The 19,553-nt window shown below is 60.8% G+C and carries 17 protein-coding genes and 1 tRNA gene; 8 read left to right on the forward strand and 10 right to left on the reverse strand.

Translation table 11 applies throughout. The annotated features are described in order from the left end of the window. Positions 1-383 precede the first annotated feature (383 nt). Positions 384-1,826 carry a magnesium transporter gene (gene mgtE, locus ACIOAU_RS02825; RefSeq protein ID WP_101317732.1) on the forward strand — a complete coding sequence of 481 codons (1,443 nt, stop codon included), beginning with the start codon at positions 384-386 and terminating at the stop codon, positions 1,824-1,826. Positions 1,827-1,914: 88 nt separating this feature from the next. On the opposite strand, the gene ACIOAU_RS02830 is transcribed toward mgtE, so the two are convergent. Next, complete coding sequence (locus ACIOAU_RS02830) at positions 1,915-2,241, reverse strand: Arc family DNA-binding protein (protein WP_033699552.1); 327 nt, start codon at positions 2,239-2,241, stop codon at positions 1,915-1,917. A 341-nt stretch (positions 2,242-2,582) separates the two neighbouring features. On the opposite strand from ACIOAU_RS02830, the gene phnN reads away from it, so the two are divergent. From phnN to ACIOAU_RS02845, 3 genes are all read left to right on the forward strand, one after another. After that, positions 2,583-3,176: a phosphonate metabolism protein/1,5-bisphosphokinase (PRPP-forming) PhnN gene (phnN, locus tag ACIOAU_RS02835; protein WP_401179808.1), complete on the forward strand. Its 594-nt coding sequence runs from the start codon at positions 2,583-2,585 to the stop codon at positions 3,174-3,176. 109 nt (positions 3,177-3,285) lie between these two features. Further along, positions 3,286-3,362 (forward strand) — tRNA-Arg (locus ACIOAU_RS02840). 189 nt (positions 3,363-3,551) lie between these two features. Continuing rightward, positions 3,552-5,102 (forward strand): sensor histidine kinase, encoded by a 1,551-nt coding sequence (locus ACIOAU_RS02845; RefSeq protein ID WP_401179811.1) that lies wholly within the window; start codon positions 3,552-3,554, stop codon positions 5,100-5,102. 49 nt (positions 5,103-5,151) lie between these two features. Here ACIOAU_RS02845 and lpdA read toward each other — a convergent pair whose 3' ends face one another. From lpdA to ACIOAU_RS02865, 4 genes are read right to left on the reverse strand one after another with little or no spacing between them, the layout of a single operon-like run. Then, positions 5,152-6,531, reverse strand: coding sequence for a dihydrolipoyl dehydrogenase (lpdA, locus tag ACIOAU_RS02850; protein ID WP_401179814.1), 1,380 nt, complete (start codon positions 6,529-6,531; stop codon positions 5,152-5,154). Positions 6,532-6,533: 2 nt separating this feature from the next. Beyond that, a complete protein-coding gene (locus ACIOAU_RS02855) occupies positions 6,534-7,823 on the reverse strand; it encodes a dihydrolipoamide acetyltransferase family protein (RefSeq protein WP_150569795.1) in 1,290 nt (429 codons plus the stop codon). Beyond that, on the reverse strand, positions 7,824-8,882 hold the full coding sequence (locus ACIOAU_RS02860) for an alpha-ketoacid dehydrogenase subunit beta (protein ID WP_101317744.1): 1,059 nt from the start codon (positions 8,880-8,882) through the stop codon (positions 7,824-7,826). A gap of 2 nt (positions 8,883-8,884) precedes the next feature. After that, positions 8,885-10,117 (reverse strand): 3-methyl-2-oxobutanoate dehydrogenase (2-methylpropanoyl-transferring) subunit alpha, encoded by a 1,233-nt coding sequence (locus tag ACIOAU_RS02865; RefSeq protein WP_103436616.1) that lies wholly within the window; start codon positions 10,115-10,117, stop codon positions 8,885-8,887. A gap of 197 nt (positions 10,118-10,314) precedes the next feature. Between ACIOAU_RS02865 and bkdR the strand changes: the two genes are divergently transcribed. Then, positions 10,315-10,800, forward strand: a complete 486-nt coding sequence (gene bkdR / locus ACIOAU_RS02870; protein WP_054891915.1) for a Bkd operon transcriptional regulator BkdR — start codon at positions 10,315-10,317, stop codon at positions 10,798-10,800. A 151-nt stretch (positions 10,801-10,951) separates the two neighbouring features. Further along, positions 10,952-12,271 carry an MFS transporter gene (locus tag ACIOAU_RS02875; protein ID WP_101317748.1) on the forward strand — a complete coding sequence of 440 codons (1,320 nt, stop codon included), beginning with the start codon at positions 10,952-10,954 and terminating at the stop codon, positions 12,269-12,271. 30 nt (positions 12,272-12,301) lie between these two features. Here the strand turns inward: ACIOAU_RS02875 and ACIOAU_RS02880 are convergent, their stop codons facing one another. From ACIOAU_RS02880 to flgA, 4 genes are all read right to left on the reverse strand, one after another. Then, positions 12,302-13,045, reverse strand: a complete 744-nt coding sequence (locus tag ACIOAU_RS02880) for a flagellar brake protein (protein WP_220633276.1) — start codon at positions 13,043-13,045, stop codon at positions 12,302-12,304. A gap of 78 nt (positions 13,046-13,123) precedes the next feature. Then, complete coding sequence (locus ACIOAU_RS02885; protein WP_101317752.1) at positions 13,124-13,591, reverse strand: flagella synthesis protein FlgN; 468 nt, start codon at positions 13,589-13,591, stop codon at positions 13,124-13,126. Between the two features lie 48 nt (positions 13,592-13,639). Next, complete coding sequence (flgM, locus tag ACIOAU_RS02890; RefSeq protein WP_150569794.1) at positions 13,640-13,951, reverse strand: flagellar biosynthesis anti-sigma factor FlgM; 312 nt, start codon at positions 13,949-13,951, stop codon at positions 13,640-13,642. 152 nt (positions 13,952-14,103) lie between these two features. Next, positions 14,104-14,856 (reverse strand): flagellar basal body P-ring formation chaperone FlgA, encoded by a 753-nt coding sequence (flgA, locus tag ACIOAU_RS02895; protein WP_101317756.1) that lies wholly within the window; start codon positions 14,854-14,856, stop codon positions 14,104-14,106. A 65-nt stretch (positions 14,857-14,921) separates the two neighbouring features. Between flgA and ACIOAU_RS02900 the strand changes: the two genes are divergently transcribed. Then, a complete protein-coding gene (locus ACIOAU_RS02900; RefSeq protein WP_103436620.1) occupies positions 14,922-15,851 on the forward strand; it encodes a chemotaxis protein CheV in 930 nt (309 codons plus the stop codon). Between the two features lie 49 nt (positions 15,852-15,900). Continuing rightward, positions 15,901-16,728, forward strand: a complete 828-nt coding sequence (gene cheR / locus ACIOAU_RS02905; protein ID WP_101317760.1) for a protein-glutamate O-methyltransferase CheR — start codon at positions 15,901-15,903, stop codon at positions 16,726-16,728. Positions 16,729-16,896: 168 nt separating this feature from the next. Here the strand turns inward: cheR and ACIOAU_RS02910 are convergent, their stop codons facing one another. After that, complete coding sequence (locus ACIOAU_RS02910) at positions 16,897-19,473, reverse strand: autotransporter domain-containing protein (protein ID WP_401180164.1); 2,577 nt, start codon at positions 19,471-19,473, stop codon at positions 16,897-16,899. Between the last annotated feature and the right edge of the window lie 80 nt (positions 19,474-19,553).

A 19,553-nucleotide genomic window follows, 5' to 3' on the forward strand; every position in this document is an offset into this window, starting at 1 on the left:
ACCATCTTCATCAAGAAGCCCGCTTTTATAGCGGGCTTTTTGTTGTCTGCAATTCACCGAATTGTCAGTAAGCCGGACTAGACTGTGCGAGTAGGGCGCCCATGAGACAGGTCCTGCGCCTATGTGCTTTTTGTCTGGCGCCCACCGTCGCACTGATGGCTTTGCGCGTTGTCACAAGATAATCGCGTAAACGATTGTTCTGACCAAAAATTTAAGCAATCCGACAGCTCTTGCAGTGTATGATTGCGCCCGTCAGCCCCGCCGGGGCTTGTGGAATACCACCATGGACTTACCCAGTAGTTACCCCTTAATCCGATTTGCCAAAATAGATCTGATCGATTGATCTCCCCGGCGTGCTCCGCTGCTGGGAGTGGAGTTCGCCTATGACCGAAGTCGAAGTAAAGAAAAGCCAAGACAGCCTGCAGGATCGCCTGGCCCAGGTGATTGACCTGCTGCAGCGTCAGCGTGTTGTTGAAGACCTGACCCATCGTCAGGAGGGGCAGCACAATAGCCTGGTGGAGAGCCTCGTCCACCGCCAGAACCTGGTCGAGCTGCAACGCAAGCTCGATGACCTGCACCCTGCCGACATCGCCTACATTCTCGAAGCACTGCCGCTCGACGACCGCCTGACGGTCTGGCAGTTGGTGCGCTCTGATCGTGACGGCGACATCCTCCTGGAAGTATCCGACGCCGTCCGCCAGACCCTGATCGCCGACATGGACGATCACGAGCTGCTGGCCGCTGCCAAGGAAATGGACGCCGACGAACTCGCTGACCTGGCTCCCGAGCTGCCGCGTGACGTTGTCCACGAGCTGATGGAGACCCTCGACGCCCAGCAACGCGAGCGGGTCCGCTCGGCGCTGAGCTACGACGAGGATCAGGTCGGTGCACTGATGGACTTCGAGATGGTCACCATCCGCGAAGATGTCAGCCTGGAAGTGGTACTGCGTTACCTGCGCCGGCTCAAGGAGTTGCCAGGCCACACTGACAAGCTGTTTGTGGTCGACTCCGATGGCATGCTCAAGGGCGTGTTGCCGATCAAGCGCCTGCTGGTCAATGATCCGGACAAGCAGGTGGCTGAGGTCATGGCTACCGACCCGGTCAGTTTCCACCCTGACGACGACGCCTACGACGCCGCGCAGGCGTTCGAACGTTACGACCTGGTATCTGCCCCTGTAGTCGACAAGAGCGATCGCCTGATCGGCCGTCTGACCATCGACGAGATGGTCGACCTGATCCGTGAGGAAAGCGAAAGCGAAGTCCTCAACATGGCCGGTCTGCGCGAAGAAGAAGACATTTTCGCCTCGGTCTGGCGCTCGCTGCGCAACCGTTGGGCGTGGCTGGCGATCAACCTGATTACCGCGTTCCTCGCCTCTCGCGTGATTGGCCTGTTCGAAGGCTCGATCGAGAAGCTGGTGGCATTGGCGGCATTGATGCCGATCGTTGCTGGTATCGGCGGCAACTCGGGCAACCAGACCATCACCATGATCGTCCGCGCCATGGCGCTGGACCAGGTCAGCCCGGGCAACACCTCGCGATTGATGCGCAAGGAGCTGGCGGTGTCATTGATCAACGGCCTGGTCTGGGGTGGTGTAATCGGGGTAGTGGCGTATCTGCTTTACGGCAGCTGGTCGCTGGGCCTGGTAATGACCGGAGCAATGACTCTGAACCTGCTGTTGGCGGCGCTGATGGGAGTGTTGATCCCGATGACCCTGGTCCGCCTCGGGCGTGACCCGGCGATGGGTGCCAGTGTGATGATCACGGCAGTGACAGACAGTGGCGGCTTCTTCATATTCCTTGGCCTGGCCACGATATTCCTGATGTAAACCCACTGCCGGCGCTTGATTGCAGAGCGCCGGCAGCCAGAAACAACAAAGCCAGCTTGCGCTGGCTTTGTTGTTTCTGGCGGTTTGATCAGGACGCGTCGGCGGCCATTTCCACATCGTGGGCAATCAAGGCTACCAGAGCATTTTGTTGGCGGTGGGAGAGCTGGCGGAAGCGTTGCAGCAGCTCGCGCTCGTGCAGGCTCAGCTCAGGGCTGTCCAGGCGCATGCTCAGCTCGTCGCCCAGTGCACCTTCCTGGATAAGGCTCTGTTCCAGGCGGGCAATGATCTCGGAGTTCATGCTGCGGTGATGGTTGCGGGCTACCTCGGCAATGCGCTCACGCATCCCGTCTGGCAGACGAACGACAAACTTGTCAGCGGTGCGGCTTGAATAAATAGCCTGTTTCAATGGGCGCATATAAATTGACCGGTTTACTGGTTCAGGGGAAGCGGTTGTCAAATGCCGCGCGGTGGAAATCTGACCGTCGCGACGGCAAAATGTTCAACCGTCGTGTATTTTTGGCGTTCATCATGCCTAAAATCTGCCGTTTCCTTGGCGTCAATTCTGTGACAAATAGTGATCCGCATAAAGGCTTTTTGCCAGTACCAATTATCAGAAATGAGCACTGGTTTGAAAAGTTTAGCGTTTTTCGGATCTACTGAATGTCAGACCTCTGCCGTCAAAATCTGGTAACAGTCGGAAAAGGGCAGGGATAACACCTAGAATGCGCTCGGTCCCTAACAGTGAGCATAGTGGCTATGCAATATGACGCAAGCGGCAGTCCATCGACAGTAGGTAGGTTGATATTCCTCGTTGGACCCTCTGGATCAGGAAAAGATTCCCTGATCGACGCGTCTTCGGCGAAATTGACCGAGCACGGCATCATGGTTGCTCGCCGCGTCATTACCCGCTCGCCCGAAGCACAGGGCGAGGCCGCGCAGGGTGTCAGCCCTGAGCAATTCGAGCAGATGCGCGCAGGTGGGCATTTTGCCATGTATTGGCAGGCAAATGCTTTGGCATATGGCATTCCGGCGCAGATTGATCAGTGGCTGCAGGCTGGCAAGCACGTTTTGGTAAACGGATCGCGGGCTTACTTGGCCGAAGCGCGGCGACGTTACCCGGACCTGCTGGCAATCCGCCTCGAGGTAAACCCGACCGTCCTGCGTCAACGTTTGCTGGCGCGCGGCCGTGAGACCCCGCAAGCCATCGAGCAGCGTTTGCAGCGCAGCGCCAAACTGCAGGTGACCGCCGCCGCCGACAACGTGCATGTGCTGGACAACTCGCAGACGCTGGAGCAATCGGTCACCAGCCTGTTTGCCTTGCTGCAGGTCGAAGGTTTGCTTCAAGCCTGACCGCTATGACAAGTCTTACGTGGCAAAAGCCCGAATCGGGCATGACAAACGGTCTGGCGCTGGTTAACATGCTCGCCGTCACGCTCATCGGCGCTCGCCGGTGGCACTGGTCCCAGTAGCTCAATTGGATAGAGCATCCCCCTCCTAAGGGGAAGGTTGGCCGTTCGAACCGGCCCTGGGACACCATATCTCGCGCTGCAGGTGCCCACGCAGCACCGTCAGCTCCCCCAGACATTTCCCGCCGGGCCTGGCACTTTCATGCTAGATTCTCGGAAATCTCCGACCATTTCCATGCTGCAACGCCCAACTTGATCCCAAACGATCGGGATTACTGCGCTGGGCAGGCTTATTCACTACTCTGTGGAAGACATCACGATGCAGCAATCTTCTGCCGACGAGACCATTCGTGCGGCATTACAGAGGTCCCATGCGCGGCTTCATCGCCAGCATGAGTTGGTGGTCGAGTTTGGCGTCGCCTCGCTCAAGGCGAGTGACCTGGACCTGTTGCTTACCAAGGCTTGCGTGGTGGTTGCCGAAGGCATGCAGACGCGCTTTGCCAAGGTGCTGACGCCGCTGCCCGACAGTGAAGACTTGCTGCTGTCGCACGGGGTTGGCTGGGACGAAGACGATATCGGTCACGCGACGCTGGGTGGTGACGTCGCCAGTCCGGCGGGTTATGCCATCGCCACCTACCGCCCGGTGCTGTCCAATCATCTTGGTCAGGAGCACCGTTTTCGCACCCCCGAGTTGCTGAAGAAGTACGGTATCGAGCGTGCCATCAACGTGCCGATTCGTGGTGCGATGACGCCGTTCGGCGTGCTCGAAGCCGACAGCACCGACGGTGATGACTTCATCGAGAGCGATATCGTCTTTCTCGAAGGCATCGCCAACGTGCTGTCGATGGCAGTCGAGCGGTTGGCCGCAGGTAACGCCGAGGCGCTGCCCGACCCGTATTCGGAGAGCATGCTCAACGCCAGCCCGGACTGCGTGAAGGTACTGTCGACCGATGGCGAAATCGAGTTCATGAATGACGCCGGCATGTGCCTGATGCAAGTCGGCGACCTGGCCATGGTCAAAGGCAAGCCTTGGCCGCAGCTGTGGCCAGAAGAGTCCAAGGACCTTGTGCTGGGCGTTATCGAGAAGGTCAGCAGCGGCGAATCCGCCCGCTTCGAGGCGTTCTGCCCGACCGCCAGCAACGAGCCCAGGTGGTGGGATGTCACCGTGGCGCCGATCGTCAGCCCGGACGGCGAGATCAGCAAGCTGATCGCGGTGTCCCGCGACATTACCGAGCGCCATCACCATGAGGCCAAGCTGCTCTCACTGATCGCCGCGCAGAACTCCAAGCTCGACGAAAGTGACCTTTTCCTTGAAGAGATTCACCACCGGGTCAAGAACAGCCTGCACCTGGTCAACACCTTGCTTATGTTGCAAGCCAACCTGACAGCGGACGAAGCGGTCAAGCTCCAGCTGGAGACTGCCGCTGGGCGCGTAGTGACGATTGCCAGCGTGCACGAGCGCTTGTACCAGGCGACAGAAAGCCAGGACCTCGATGTGGTTGAGTATCTGGGAGCGCTGTTGGGTGATCTGGGCAATGCCTTGGGTGATCGCAAGATCTCGTTGGAGGCTACGTCGTTTGTGCTGGCGCAAGAAAGAATGGCGCCGCTGGGGATGGTGGTGTCCGAGCTGATCACCAATGCGCTCAAGTACGGCAAGGGAAAAATCGAGGTCAGCCTGCACAAGGCTGAGGATCATGCCTTGATCACGGTGACCGACCAGGGTGACGGCTTCCCGGATACCTTTCCCAAACCCAGCGGCACCGGACTGGGCATGCGTCTGGTCAAGAGTTACTCAGGTTACGGCGACAGCGCCATTTCGATTGATCGGCTGGAAGGCAAAAGCACCATCCGGGTCCGCTTCAAACTCTGATCCAGACCCAAGCGTGCAGCGCAGAGCGCGGTGCACGCCGGTCCTGCCGTTAGATATGCAGTGCGTGCCCCAAAGCGCGCAACGCGGCTTCCTGCACCGCCTCACCCAGGGTCGGGTGGGCATGGATGGTGCCGGCTATATCCTCCAGCCGCGCGCCCATCTCCAGCGACTGAGCAAACGCCGTCGACAGTTCTGAAACTGCCACGCCTACTGCCTGCCAACCCACGATCAGATGGTTGTCGCGCCGCGCTACCACGCGCACGAAACCGGTCTTTGACTCGAGTGTCATGGCCCGACCATTGGCCGCGAACGGGAACTGCGCAACGATGCAATCCAGACCTTGCTGGCTGGCCTGCTCCGGCGTATGCCCAACCACCACCAACTCTGGATCGGTAAAGCACACTGCGGCAATCGCGGTGGGCGCAAAGCGCCGTGCGTGGCCGGCGATCAGCTCGGCGACCATTTCGCCCTGGGCCATGGCGCGGTGCGCCAGCATTGGCTCACCCGCCACATCGCCGATGGCCCAGACGTTGCGCATGCTGGTCTGGCAGTGCTCATCAATGGCCACGGCAGCACCGTTCATACTCAGCCCCAGGCTTTCCAGATTGAAGCCTTGCGTGCGTGGCCGGCGACCGACGGCGACCAGCACCTGATCGGCCTCCAGCAGCAGTTGTTGGCCGTCTGCAGTGCGCGCCTGCAAGGAGCCGCCCTCATAGCCTTCGACGCTGTGGCCCAGGTATGTAGCGACGCCGAGCTTTTTCAATGACTCGGCAACCGGTGCAGTCAATTCGGCATCGTAAGTCGGCAAGATCCGCTCACGCGCCTCGACCACGCTGACCTGTACCCCAAGCTTGCGATAGGCGATACCCAACTCCAGGCCGATGTAGCCGCCGCCGACGACCACCAGGTGCTGGGGCAGTGCCTTGGGCGCGAGTGCTTCAGTGGACGAGATCACCGCGCCGCCCAGCGGCAGCATCGGCAGTTCGACGCTGCTGGAGCCGGTGGCCAGCAGCAGATGATCACAACGGATCAACTGCCCATCGACCTCGACGCTTTTGCCATCGACGATCTTCGCCCAGCCATGGATCACGGTTACGCCGTGCTTTTTCAGCAAGGCCGCGACACCACTGGTCAAACGATCGACAATGCCGTCTTTCCAGGCCACGCTGCGGCTGATGTCCAGCTGCGGTGTGGCCACGCTGATGCCCAGCGCGGCGTGTTCGCTGTGTCGGCAGGTCTGGTGATACTGCTCGGCTACATGGATCAGCGCCTTGGACGGGATGCAGCCGACATTCAGGCAGGTGCCGCCGAGCGCCTGACCTTCGATCAATACGGTAGGGATGCCCAGCTGGCCGGCACGGATCGCTGCGATGTAGCCGCCAGGGCCGCCACCGATGATCAGCAGGGTGGTGTTGAGGGTCTGAGTCATGCTCACTCCACGAACAGGCAGGCGGGTTGCTCAAGCAAGCCGCGCACGGCCTGGATGAACAAGGCGGCGTCCATGCCATCGACCACGCGGTGATCGAACGAGCTGGACAGGTTCATCATCTTGCGCACGACGATCTGGCCGTCGACCACCACCGGCCGTTCGACCATGCGGTTGACGCCGACGATCGCTACCTCCGGGGTGTTGACCACGGGCGTGCTGACAATGCCGCCCAGGGCGCCAAGGCTGGTCAGGGTGATGGTCGAGCCGGACAGCTCGTCGCGGCTGGCCTTGTTGTTGCGCGCCGCGTGGGCCAGGCGGGTGATCTCGCTGGCATTGCTCCACAGGCTGCCGGCCTCGGCGTGACGCAGTACCGGGACCATCAGGCCGTTGTCGCCCTGGGTGGCAATGCCGACATGCACCGCACCATGGCGGGTGATGACCTGGGCTTCGTCGTCATAGGTGGCGTTGATCTGCGGGAAGTCGCGCAGGGCGACGACCATTGCCCGCACCAGCAACGGCAGCAGGGTGAGTTTGCCGCGGCTTTCGCCGTACTTGCGATTGAGCTGTTGGCGCAGGGCCTCCAGCGCGGTCACGTCGATTTCTTCAACGTAGCTGAAGTGGGCAACACGGCGCTTGGCATCCTGCATGCGCTGGGCAATCTTGCGGCGCAGGCCTATCACCGGCACCTGCTCGCTGTCGGTGCGCCGGCTATAACCACTTGGCGCTTGCCCGGCAGCGGACTGTGGTTTGCTCATGAAGTTGTCGAGGTCTTCGTGCTGAATACGCCCGGCCGGGCCACTGCCGTGCACATAACGTAATTCGATACCGGCATCCAGCGCGCGCTTGCGCACGGCAGGGGAGGCCAGTGGTTTTTCGTTGGCCTGGCGCGGCACGATTTCAGCGCTAGGCTTGCTCGCCGCAGGCTGGCTGGCGACACTGGCCGGTGCAACTACGGGCGCTGGCGATTCAGTGCGGGCAGTGCTGACGGCGGGCGCGGTGGCAGCTGCTGCGGCCGGTTTGCTGTCTGGCGCGTCAACATGGTTGCCACTGCCTTCGACTTCGATGCGGATCAGTTCGCTGCCGACCGCCATGACTTCACCCGGCTGGCCGCCGAGGGCTACTACCGTGCCGCTGACCGGCGAGGGAATTTCCACCGTGGCCTTGTCGGTCATGACATCGGCCACTACCTGATCTTCGGCAATTACATCGCCGACCTTGACGAACCACTCAACCAACTCGACCTGCGCGATGCCTTCGCCGATGTCCGGCATCTTGATGACGTGCGTGCCCATTCAGACCTCCATGACCTTTTTCAGTGCCGCGCCAACCCGCGAAGGGCCTGGGAAGTACGCCCATTCCTGCGCGTGCGGGTAGGGCGTGTCCCAGCCGGTGACGCGCTCGATCGGCGCTTCGAGGTGATGGAAGCAATGCTCTTGCACCAGCGCGACCAACTCGGCACCAAAACCGCAGGTGCGTGTGGCTTCGTGTACGACCACGCAGCGGCCGGTTTTTTTCACCGAATCGACAATCGCATCCAGGTCCAGCGGCCACAGGCTGCGCAGGTCGATGACTTCGGCGTCGACGCCGGTCTCTTCAGCAGCCACTTGCGCGACATAGACGGTGGTGCCGTAGGTCAGCACGGTCACGTCGTTGCCGGGCCGCACGATCGCAGCCTTGTCCAGCGGCACTTTGTAGTAGCCGTCCGGCACTGCGCTCTGGGCATGCTTGGCCCATGGCGTCACCGGGCGGTCGTGGTGGCCGTCGAACGGGCCGTTGTACAGGCGCTTGGGCTCGAGGAAGATCACCGGGTCGTCGCATTCGATCGAGGCAATCAACAGGCCCTTGGCGTCATACGGGTTGGACGGCATGACCGTGCGCAGCCCGCAGACCTGGGTGAACATCGCCTCAGGGCTCTGGCTGTGGGTTTGTCCGCCATAGATGCCGCCGCCGCAAGGCATGCGCAGGGTCAGCGGCGAAATGAACTCACCGGCCGAGCGATAGCGCAAGCGGGCCATCTCCGAGACGATCTGGTCGGAGGCCGGGTAGAAGTAGTCGGCGAACTGGATTTCCACCACCGGGCGCAGGCCATAGGCACCCATGCCGACAGCAGTACCGACGATGCCGCTTTCGGAAATCGGCGCATCGAATACCCGCGACTTGCCATACTTGGTCTGCAGACCTTCAGTGCAGCGGAACACACCGCCGAAATAGCCGACGTCCTGGCCATAGATGACCACATTGTCATCGCGCTCAAGCATCACATCCATGGCCGAGCGCAAGGCCTGGATCATGGTCATGGTAGTGGTGGACATGGCGGTTTCCAGGTCGATGCTGTTGTTGTGATCGTTCATGTTCAGACCCCCAGCTCTTGGCGCTGACGGCGCAGGTGCTCAGGCATTTCCTTGTACACGTCCTCGAACATCGAGGCGGCACTGGGGATCTGGCCATTGCTCATGGTGCCGTACTGCTCGGCTTGCTTCTGTGCCTTGATCACTTCGGCTTCGAACTCGGCAGTTACTGCCTGATGTTCTTCTTCGGACCACTGGCCGATGTGAATCATGTGCTGCTTGAGGCGGGCGATCGGGTCGCCCAGCGGGAAGTGGCTCCAGTCATCGGCAGGGCGGTACTTGGAAGGGTCGTCCGAGGTCGAGTGCGGGCCGGCGCGGTAGGTGACCCATTCGATCAGGGTTGGCCCAAGGCCACGGCGGGCGCGTTCAGCGGCCCAGCGCGAGGCGGCATACACCGCAACGAAGTCGTTGCCGTCGACGCGCAGCGAGGCGATACCGCAGCCAACGCCACGGCCGGCAAAGGTGGTCGACTCACCGCCGGCGATTGCCTGGAAGGTCGAGATCGCCCACTGGTTGTTGACCACGTTGAGAATCACCGGCGCGCGGTAGACATGGGCAAAGGTCAGGGCAGTGTGGAAGTCCGACTCGGCGGTGGCGCCGTCGCCGATCCAGGCCGAGGCGATCTTGGTATCGCCCTTGATCGCCGAGGCCATCGCCCAGCCGACGGCCTGGACGAACTGGGTGGCGAGGTTGCCGCTGATGGTGAAGAAGCCGGCTTCGCGCACCGAGTACATGATCGGCAACTGACGGCCCTTGAGCGGATCGCGCTCGTTGGACAGCAGTTGGCATATCATGTCGACCAGCGACACGTCGCGGGCCATCAGGATGCTTTGCTGGCGGTAGGTCGGGAAGCACATGTCGCTGCGGTTCAGGGCCAACGCCTGAGCGCTGCCAATGGCCTCTTCGCCAAGGCTTTGCATGTAGAAAGACATCTTCTTCTGGCGCTGGGCAACCACCATGCGGCTGTCGAAGATACGCGTCTTGAGCATGGCGCGCATACCCTGACGCAGGATCTGCGGGTCGATGTCCGCAGCCCATGGGCCAACGGCGTTGCCGTGCTCATCGAGCACGCGCACCAGGCTGTTGGACAGGTCTGCGGTTTCGGCAGGCTCGACATCGATAGGGGGCTTGCGAACCTGGCCTGCATCGTTCAGACGCAGGTAGGAGAAATCAGTCTGGCAGCCTGGCCGGCCGGTAGGCTCGGGCACATGCAAACGCAGGGGGGCGTACTCGTTCATGCTGTTTACGCTCGCTCGAATATTGTTTTTGTGAGCTTTGAAGCGGTCGCCGCTGAATGCCGGCTCGTGACCAGCAGGTCAGTGCTGACTACATGGTAGTGGGAGCGCAGGAGAATATTTCTCTCTTGTTGATTGCCTTTGCCCTCACGCCCAGATAAACATTCCGCATAAACACAAAAAACTGGTGATTTTGTCTCATGCGCAAACTCGATCGCACCGATATCGGCATTCTCAACAGCCTGCAGGAAAACGCCCGCATCACCAACGCCGAGCTGGCCCGCTCCGTCAACCTGTCACCGACGCCGTGCTTCAATCGGGTCAAGGCGATGGAGGAGCTGGGCGTGATTCGCCAGCAAGTGACCTTGCTGTCGCCTGAGGTGCTGGGGCTGGACGTCAATGTGTTCATCCATGTCAGCCTGGAAAAGCAGGTCGAGCAGTCGCTGCATCGCTTCGAGGAAGAGATCGCCGAGCGGCCCGAGGTGATGGAGTGTTACCTGATGACCGGCGACCCGGATTACCTGCTCAGGGTGTTGTTGCCGAGTATTCAGGCGCTCGAGCGGTTTCTCGACTACCTGACCCGCTTGCCGGGGGTAGCCAACATCCGCTCCAGCTTCGCCCTCAAGCAAGTGCGGTACAAAACGGCGTTGCCGTTGCCAGCCAATGGCATGACCTTGCGTGAATGAGATGGACGATGTGCGAGGGTGTACAGGAACTCTGCCGTGACCCACTCATCGAAGCTAGACCTTTTTGCTGACTACGGCCTGCAGCCCGGCCTGTTTGCCCTTATGCTTGCCAGCATACCCTCCACCTGAATCGGGAGCCCCTCAGGGACGCATGCGCCAGATCTGGAAGTCTTTTCGTTCACTGTACTTTGCTGCGCTGATGATGCTGATTGGCTCCGGTCTGCTCAGTACCTACCTGGCGCTGCGCCTGGCGGCTGAAAACGTCGATAGCCTGTGGGTGGGTGCCTTGATGGCGGCCAACTACTTTGGTCTGGCGCTGGGCGGCAAGATCGGCCACCGGCTGATTGCCCGGGTTGGGCATATCCGCGCCTACGCGACCTGCGCTGGTATCGTCGGCGCGGCGGTGCTCGGCCATGGCCTGACCGACCTGTTGCCGGTGTGGGTTGGGCTGCGGGTGATCGTCGGTCTGGGCATGATGTGTCAGTACATGGTCATCGAGAGCTGGCTCAATGAGCAGGCCGATGCCAAACAGCGCGGTGCCGTATTCAGCGGCTACATGATCGCTTCGTATCTCGGCCTGGTGCTGGGTCAGTTGATTCTGGTTGTGCACCCTGAACTTGGCCCTGAGCTGCTGATGCTGGTCGCCATGTGCTTCGCCCTGTGCCTGGTGCCCGTGGCGATGACCCGGCGCATTCACCCGGCGCCGTTGCATCCGGCACCGATGGAGCCGAAGTTCTTCATCAAGCGTGTGCCGCAGTCGCTGAGTACCGTGCTTGGCGCGGGGCTGATCGTCGGCTCGTTCTATGGTTTGGCGCCGCTGTACGCCTCCAATCAAGGCCTGAGCACAGAGCAGATCGGTTTGTTCATGGGTTGCTGCATCTTTGCCGGGTTGTTGGTGCAGTGGCCGCTGGGCTGGTTGTCCGACCGTTATGATCGCGCAGTGCTGATCCGCAGCGCGGCGGGCGGCCTGGCGCTGGCGGCGTTGCCGCTGGCGATCCTGCCCAGTGTGCCGTTGGAAGTGCTGTTTGCGGTCGGCTTTGTCATCTCGTTGTTGCAGTTCTGCCTGTATCCGCTGGCGGTGGCTTTTTCCAATGACCATGTCGAGAGCGAGCGGCGGGTGTCGTTGACCGCAATGTTGCTGGTTACTTATGGCGTGGGCGCCTGTATCGGGCCGTTGGCGGCAGGCGTGCTGATGAAGCTGCTCGGGCCGCAGATGCTCTATGCATTCTTCCTGTTCTTCGCGCTGGTGCTGGTGTGGCGGATTCGACCGAAGGCGGTTACCGGTTTGCACCAGGTGGAGGATGCGCCGCTAGGACACGTCGCGATGCCGGCTGCTGGCTCGCCATTGTCGGCGGCGCTCGACCCGCGGGTGGATGAGCAGACTGTGCAGGATGTGATGCAGACGCCAGTGGCGGCGGAGGATACCGAGGAGGATCAGGTCGGTCCTGAGGGCAGGCCTTCCGAGCTGTAAGGGCTGGGCCCGCATAGCGGGCCCGGAATCTCAGTAATCGTCTTTATCGAATCGCCGCGCTTCACGCTGCAGCTGGTAGACAAAACTTTCGATCTTGCGCTGCGCCTGGCCACTCAGGTTATGGAAGCGCACGCCAGCGAAGGTGGTATTGATGCGTTCTTCGAAGTGCAGATGACGCAGCTCGACCATCACGTCCACCAGCCCCAAAGGGTTGCCCGCCTTGAATCGCTCGTAAACCTGGCCCAATTGCAAACGCTGTTCTACGTCGCCTTCAAAACGCATCTTGCAGCCGGTGGCGGAGATGTCCAGCAGCTTGCCGCGCAGTGCGCCATTGCCCTTGATATGGGTACCATCAAGCGTCACATCGACCAACTGGGAGAGTTTCAGCGCAGCGCGGAACGCGTTGCGGCGCTGGTGGTAGACGACTTCTTCCGGCAGGGGGCCGCGGTAGCTGCGGTGGCCATCGACCTCGGTGATGGTCAATGGCGAGTTGCATTCCCAGGCGATACGCACGCCGTCATGGAAGCCTTCAACGCGGAACGGTTCGCCGTTCTCTATGAATTTTTCCCCGTCGCGCGGGATCATTTCATCCAGTGCCACGCTGTTGCTGTCACGGTCAACATCCACTACATAGCTCTGAAACCGCTGGCTACGCTCGTGGAAAGTGATGATCAGCGGATCGTGGCTATCCAGCAGTTGACGCAAGTTGGCGACAATTTCCAAAGGGGTATTGAGCACCTTTGGCGGCTGGGGAGCATCGGATTCATTGAACACGGGTTATAAATCTCCAGGCAAAAACGACACACGCAATTAACGGCATTTTGCCAGTAGTACCGTGCAATGTCAGAAAAATCACACTTGGCTGAGCGCCCGCGGTTTGACCATTGGCGAGGTTGCGCCACGGCTGTCATACAGCGACGGAGAGTCGCCGCCCATGAGGATGCGGATTTGATTGGATGTGGCGTTTTGCTGGACCTGGATGATCCGCCCGTTGGTCTCGTTGACCTGTTGGCAGGTATCCATCAACTGGGTCAGCACGCCGAGCTGCTGCATGATCAGCTCGCCGTTGGGCGAGAGGTCGGCAACTGCCTGCACACCGGCGCGATCCGCCGTGAGGCCGAGGCTGGTGAGCAGGTGATTACGGCGCTGGCCCTGCTGCTCGAGCAGCACGATCAAAGACTGCTTACGGGCGAGAATGGTCTCGAGCACCTCGATTTCACGGCCATGCAGGGCGACTGCCTCGTTCTGTAGCAGCTCGAGCAGTTCCTGGGTGGGCGCGATGTCGTCTTCGATCAGTTGCAGCAGGGTTGTGTCGTGCATGGCTGGCTCTTTGGCTTGTAGCGTCCTTGAAGTCAGCGCGCCGAAGGCTTAGCGCTGAGCTTCGAAATCAAGCAGTTTACTGGCGACCCGGCTGGCATCGACTTGGTAGCTGCCGTCGGCGATCGCTTGTTTCAACTCAGCCACGCGGGCGCTGTTGACTACCGGCTGGTCGCGCAGCTTGTCGCTGATCTTCTGCAACTGCTGAGCCTCTTGGCTGAAATGTACCGCTTCTCCGCTGACGCTGGAGCGCGCTGGTGTTTCGCTGGCTTCACCGCTTTTTTCGGTGCTGCCGGCTGCGGTGCCACCGCGTACGCCGCCGACTGACGGCGAATTGTTCAAACGACTGAAGTCGATGACCATGATCAGAAACCTCTGGGTATTAAGACGCTTGCCTTGTTTTCGGCCAACCCGAAGAAAACTTTAGGCACGAATACGAAGCTGCCTGTCAGCAAGCTTTCGCTACCCGATTTCTGACACAGTTTAGGTAATGCGGTTCCTTACCGCCAGCACTGTTACATCGCTACTTCGACCTGGCCGGGGCCGGTCACCCGCGCCTTGACCACCCGCTTGGAGTTGAGGTTGCGCACTCTGATCTGTTCGCTGAAGCCGCCCTTGCTCAGTGCTTCGCCGGGCATGCGTACGCTGAGGGTGCCGCTGCGGGCCACGATCACCACTTGATCGCCCTTGCGGATCAGCTCTGCCTGTTCAAGGTGCTGCGGGGTCAGCACCTGGTCGAGCACCACCGGTCGCATCAGTTTCATGCCCACAGCCTGGTCCAGACTGCCGAGAAAACCCTGGCTGAGGGTGCCGACGTCGCGCTCGCGCAGAGTCACGTCGTCCTCGCTCACCACGCTTTCGCGCTTGAGCGGGCGGGCCATGACCACCACTTCGCGAAACAGCCTGACCTGGGCCGGTACAAACACCGTCCACGGCGCCGCGCTGTCACAGCGCACGCGTACCGTCACACGTCCGAGCGGCTGCGCCGGGCTTTCCAGCGACGCATCCAGCGGCTGGCTGCACAATGGCATGCGCAGGCGCGGGTCCAGGTTGTTGATCTGGATTTCGTAACGCCCGGCGGTCTGGCTGGTGGCCAGATAATCTTCGACGGTGAATTCAAGAAACCCTTGGGTGACACCGATAAGCTGTTCAGGCAAGGTTACCGCGTCGGCCAGCGCCCGAGCGGCAGGTGCCAGCAGGCACAGCGCAGCCAGGCTAGAGGCCAGCAAGCGGGTCAATCGTCGGGAAAATGTCGTTTTCATGTACATGACGCTCAAAAAAGCAAAGCCCGTGCCGACTTTAATAAGAAGGCAGAAACGTTAAGGAGTCTGGCATGGCTGGTGTTATGGATTCGGTCAACCAGCGCACGCAGCTGGTTGGGCAGAATCGTCTGGAACTTTTGCTGTTCCGCCTCAATGGCGCTCAGTTGTACGGGATCAACGTGTTCAAGGTCCGTGAGGTGCTGCAGTGCCCGGCATTGACCGTGTTGCCCAAGTCGCACCCGGTGGTGCGCGGCGTAGCCAATATTCGCGGTGCGACCATTCCTATTCTTGATCTGTCGATGGCAACCGGCTTGCCCGGCCTGCAGGAAGACATCCGCAACAGTTTCGTGATCATCACCGAGTACAACACCAAGACGCAGGGCTTTTTGGTGCATTCGGTCGAGCGCATCGTCAACATGAACTGGGAGGAGATTCATCCGCCACCCAAGGGTACTGGCCGCGACCATTATCTGACGGCAGTGACCCGGGTCGACAACCGCATGGTCGAGATCATCGACGTGGAGAAGGTGCTGGCAGAAGTTGCGCCATCGTCCGAGTCGGTGTCGGTCGGCGTGGTCGACCAAGAGGTGCACAGCAAGGCGGTGTCGCTGCGCGTGTTGACGGTGGATGACTCGTCGGTAGCGCGCAAACAGGTCAGCCGTTGCCTGCAGACGGTCGGGGTCGAGGTGATCGCCCTGAATGATGGCCGTCAGGCGCTGGATTACCTGCGCAAGCTGGTCGATGACGGCAAGCGTCCGGAAGAGGAATTCCTGATGATGATTTCCGACATCGAGATGCCGGAAATGGACGGCTATACCCTGACTGCGGCAATTCGTAGTGATCCGCGCATGCAACAATTGCACATCGTCCTGCATACTTCACTGTCTGGGGTGTTCAACCAGGCCATGGTCAAGAAGGTCGGGGCCGATGATTTCCTGGCCAAGTTCCGGCCGGACGATCTGGCTCAGCGGGTCGTTGACCGGATCAAGGCTACGCATTAAACCGGTCGGGGTACGCCCCGGCCTCAGCGATTGAAAAGAGGCGGTTGCATTGTCTACGGGTAATTTGGATTTCGAACAGTTCCGGGTCTTCCTGGAAAAAGCCTGTGGCATCCTGCTGGGCGAAAATAAGCAGTACCTGGTCTCCAGCCGTTTGAACAAGATGATGGAGCAGCAGGGGATCAAGTCGCTTGGTGAGCTGGTGCAGCGTATCCAGACCCAGCCGCGCAGCGGTCTGCGTGAGCAGGTAGTCGATGCGATGACCACCAACGAGACGTTGTGGTTTCGCGATACCTATCCGTTCGAGGTGTTGAAGAACAAGGTCATCCCGGAGTTCATCAAGGGCAATCCGGGGCAGCGCCTGCGCATCTGGTCGGCGGCCTGTTCGTCGGGGCAGGAGCCTTATTCCCTGTCGATGTCGATCGACGAGTTCGAGCGGGGCAATCTTGGCCAACTGAAAATGGGCGCGCAGATCGTCGCGACCGATTTGTCGGGGACCATGCTGACCAACTGCAAAAGTGGCGAGTACGACAGTCTGTCGATCGCCCGTGGCTTGTCGCAGGAGCGTCTGCAGCGCTACTTCGATGTGAAGGCGCCGGGGCGCTGGGCGATCAAGGCGCCGATCCGCAGTCGGGTCGAGTTTCGTTCGTTCAACCTGCTCGACAGCTATGCGAGCCTGGGCAAGTTCGATGTGGTGTTCTGCCGGAACGTGCTGATTTATTTCTCGGCGCAGGTGAAACGCGACATCTTGCTGCGCATCCATGCCACGTTGAAGCCTGGGGGGTATTTGTTCCTGGGGGCTTCGGAGGCGCTCAATGGGTTGCCTGATCATTATCAGATGGTCCAGTGCAGTCCCGGGATTATTTATCAGGCCAAGTGATATGGCCCCAGTCACGTTGCGCTGACTGTTGGGGCGGCCTTGCCGGATGGTCGGAAACGGTCGCGCAGCGGCCCCGACCATCCCAAGGCCATGAACAAAAAAAGGCCAGCGTCAATCGACGCCAGCCTCTTCCAGAACAACAACCAATCAACCCCTCACAAGGTCAACTCAGAAGTCATACCGTACCTTGGCCGAGAACACATCGGCATCAAATCCGGACTTGCCGATGTAGTCATAATTCAGACCCACCGTCACAGCGCCCAACTTGTAGTCAGCCCCCACGCCCGCTTCGTAACTGTTGCGTACCGCATCAGCTCCGTGCGTCACGAACGGCGTATTGCCCAGCAGGAAGGTAGACGTACTGCTGGCCTGGTCGGCCGCGAAGTCGTGATAGCCCATCAACTTGAACTGCGGTTCCAGCGTCCCGGCGCCCAGGCCAACGCTTCCGGCAACCCGAACCCCAGCCCCCAGCTCGATCGCTTCATAACGCTGATCTTCGATCTTCAGCGCAGCAGAAGAACCTTTCTCACGGTAACCATCGATTTCCACTCGGCTGTAACGCGCCGCCAGGCGCGGCTCGATCAGCAACTGTGGGTTGATCCGGTAGGTATAACCTCCAACCAGATTCAGGCCCAGCAGGTCGCTGTCGTAGTCAGCCTTGGCGCGGGTGCCGGCGATGTCGCGCTTGCCTTCGTTGTCGTTGAAGCCGTAAGTCAGGCTGGCGTCAACGAAGTAGTTACCCTGCTCAAAGCCGCCGTACAGGGTGAATGCGTGGCTGTCGACTTCGGTCTGGTTGCCGCTTTTGCCGTTGACGTCGGTATTGATGAAGCTGTACGCCAGGCCCAGGGTCAGCTGGTCGTTGAGCTTGCCATCAGCACCTACCGCGATGCCGCGGCTGTAGGCGTTGTAGCCGGCAATGCCGTCGCGTTGGCCTTGGGTCGCATCGCTGTACAGCGACTGAATCCACACGCCGGTCTGCTGGAGCGCGTCGCCCGACGAAGCGCCGCGCAGGCCGCTGGTGCGGCTGGTGGTCACGCCGTTGACCAGGCTTTGGCTGGTGGTCGCTGCCTGGGTAGCTCCGCCGTTGGTTTCCGGGGTCAGCTGTTCGGCAATCTTGGCCAGCTGCTTGCTGTCGGCGTTGACCGCAGCGCGCAGCAGGGGGTCATTGGCGGCAAGCTTGGCGAGGACGCCGTCCTTGGCCAGGGCGCCGAGCGCGCGTTTGTGGTTGATGGTGCCGCCATTCAGATCCAGTACGTGGTCGATGCCTTGCTGATCCTTGGTGGTGACCACCGCCACGACCGTGTTGCCTTCGACTGCGCTGGTGTCGACATCGAGCAGTGCCGAGGTGCTGGTGACCAGCGGAGCACCTTGCAGCTCGCCGGCCTCTATCAGCTTGAAACGGCTGCCGTTGGCGCTGAAGTCATTACCGCGTGCAGTCAGTTTCAGTTGCGCACCTTCGCCGAATTCAGCGGTGCCGCTGACGCTGACGACGGCGCGAGCAGGGTTGGTGTCGGCGCCCAGGGTCAGGCCCAGTGCCGAGTTGCCAGCAACATACAGGTTGCCGTCGATGGTGGTGTGCGCCGACTGCAGCGCCAGGGTCGCCGAATTGCCGCCCGAAACCGAACCGACGTCGATCCAGCCGTTGTCCTTGAGGCGAATGTTGGAGCCGTCAGCGGAGCTGTCGGTGCCCGTGAAGGAGGTGTCGGCCTCGACTTCGATGTTCGACAGGTCGATCAGGTTGCCGACGATCACGCTGCCTTTGCGCAGGATCAACTCGACCGGGCGGTTGGCTTCGGAGGCATCGATCGCTTCATCCTGAGAGATGATGGTGCCGCTGTTGAAGATGTTCAGATCACCGTGCAACTGGTACTGAGGTTGCAGGCCCGGGCCGTCGAAGTCGACGTTGCCGATGGTGATTGCCGCGTCTTCGGCAATGATGGTGCCGGTGTTGAGCAGGTGTACGCCATCGGCGGTGCTCAGGCTGGCGCCGTCGAGCATGATGCCGTTGGCGTCGTTGCCGGTGGCGATGATGGTGCCGTGGTTTTCGATGCCGGCCAGGTCGACCATGTCGCCGCGGTTGCTGGTGGTGGCGTCGATGGCAGTGGCGCCTTCGCCGCTGACGACGATGCTGCCGTAGTTGATCACCTTGCCATTGATGGTGCCGCCTTCGAGGTTGATCCCGCGGGCGCTTTCGCCGCTGGCCACGATACGGCCGCTGTCGGCGTTGATCAGGTCGCCTTCGATCAGCGAGGTGCCGGAGAAGTCCAGTGCGCGAGCGACATCGGTGCCGCCGTCGTCGGTCAGTGGCTCGCCGATGGCCGACAGCAAACCCTGGTTGATCAGGTTGCCGCCGATCCGCGCTGGATCGATCATCAGCGCGTTGGCGCCGCCGCCGGTGGCGCTGATGCTGCCTTTGTTGATGACGTCGCCGGCGATGTCGTTGCGTGCCCAGCTCAGGCCATCTTCCCAGCTGTCCATGTCCACGCCGCCGGCAAAGTCGCCGCTGCTGTCGATGGTGCTGTTGAGGATCAGGTCGCCGGTGATCGTCGAGCCGTTCAGTTCAATGGCGTCTTCATCGCTGCCGCCGGTGTAGCTGCCAGTGAATTCGAGATTGCCGTAGTGAGTCTGGTGCTCGCTCTTGAAGCCGGCGTTGGTCAGGTTGACCACTTGGTTGGCGAGCGGTACGGCAAAGGCGGGGAGGGCGCTGGCGGTGATGGCCAGGGCCAGCAGGGTCTTGCGGAAGATAACGGGAGCCACGGTTCTGTCCTTGAAAAACGGGGGAGCAAACGGCGCGCATCCATGCATGGCTCTAGGCAGTAAGTCAG

Source organism: Pseudomonas sp. NPDC088322 (genome assembly GCF_044740745.1).
In the GTDB taxonomy this organism is placed as follows: domain Bacteria; phylum Pseudomonadota; class Gammaproteobacteria; order Pseudomonadales; family Pseudomonadaceae; genus Aquipseudomonas; species Aquipseudomonas shirazensis.

Bases quoted from the DNA above. Each gene is read 5' to 3' on its own strand.
- ACIOAU_RS02885 (WP_101317752.1), bottom strand. From the start codon at position 13,591: ATGCACGACACAACCCTGCTGCAACTGATCGAAGACGACATCGCGCCC.
- flgA (WP_101317756.1), bottom strand. From the start codon at position 14,856: ATGTACATGAAAACGACATTTTCCCGACGATTGACCCGCTTGCTGGCC.
- bkdR (WP_054891915.1), top strand. From the start codon at position 10,315: ATGCGCAAACTCGATCGCACCGATATCGGCATTCTCAACAGCCTGCAG.
- ACIOAU_RS02865 (WP_103436616.1), bottom strand. From the start codon at position 10,117: ATGAACGAGTACGCCCCCCTGCGTTTGCATGTGCCCGAGCCTACCGGC.
- ACIOAU_RS02875 (WP_101317748.1), top strand. From the start codon at position 10,952: ATGCGCCAGATCTGGAAGTCTTTTCGTTCACTGTACTTTGCTGCGCTG.
- mgtE (WP_101317732.1), top strand. From the start codon at position 384: ATGACCGAAGTCGAAGTAAAGAAAAGCCAAGACAGCCTGCAGGATCGC.
- phnN (WP_401179808.1), top strand. From the start codon at position 2,583: ATGCAATATGACGCAAGCGGCAGTCCATCGACAGTAGGTAGGTTGATA.
- ACIOAU_RS02855 (WP_150569795.1), bottom strand. From the start codon at position 7,823: ATGGGCACGCACGTCATCAAGATGCCGGACATCGGCGAAGGCATCGCG.
- ACIOAU_RS02900 (WP_103436620.1), top strand. From the start codon at position 14,922: ATGGCTGGTGTTATGGATTCGGTCAACCAGCGCACGCAGCTGGTTGGG.
- ACIOAU_RS02845 (WP_401179811.1), top strand. From the start codon at position 3,552: ATGCAGCAATCTTCTGCCGACGAGACCATTCGTGCGGCATTACAGAGG.
- ACIOAU_RS02860 (WP_101317744.1), bottom strand. From the start codon at position 8,882: ATGAACGATCACAACAACAGCATCGACCTGGAAACCGCCATGTCCACC.
- lpdA (WP_401179814.1), bottom strand. From the start codon at position 6,531: ATGACTCAGACCCTCAACACCACCCTGCTGATCATCGGTGGCGGCCCT.
- flgM (WP_150569794.1), bottom strand. From the start codon at position 13,951: ATGGTCATCGACTTCAGTCGTTTGAACAATTCGCCGTCAGTCGGCGGC.
- ACIOAU_RS02830 (WP_033699552.1), bottom strand. From the start codon at position 2,241: ATGCGCCCATTGAAACAGGCTATTTATTCAAGCCGCACCGCTGACAAG.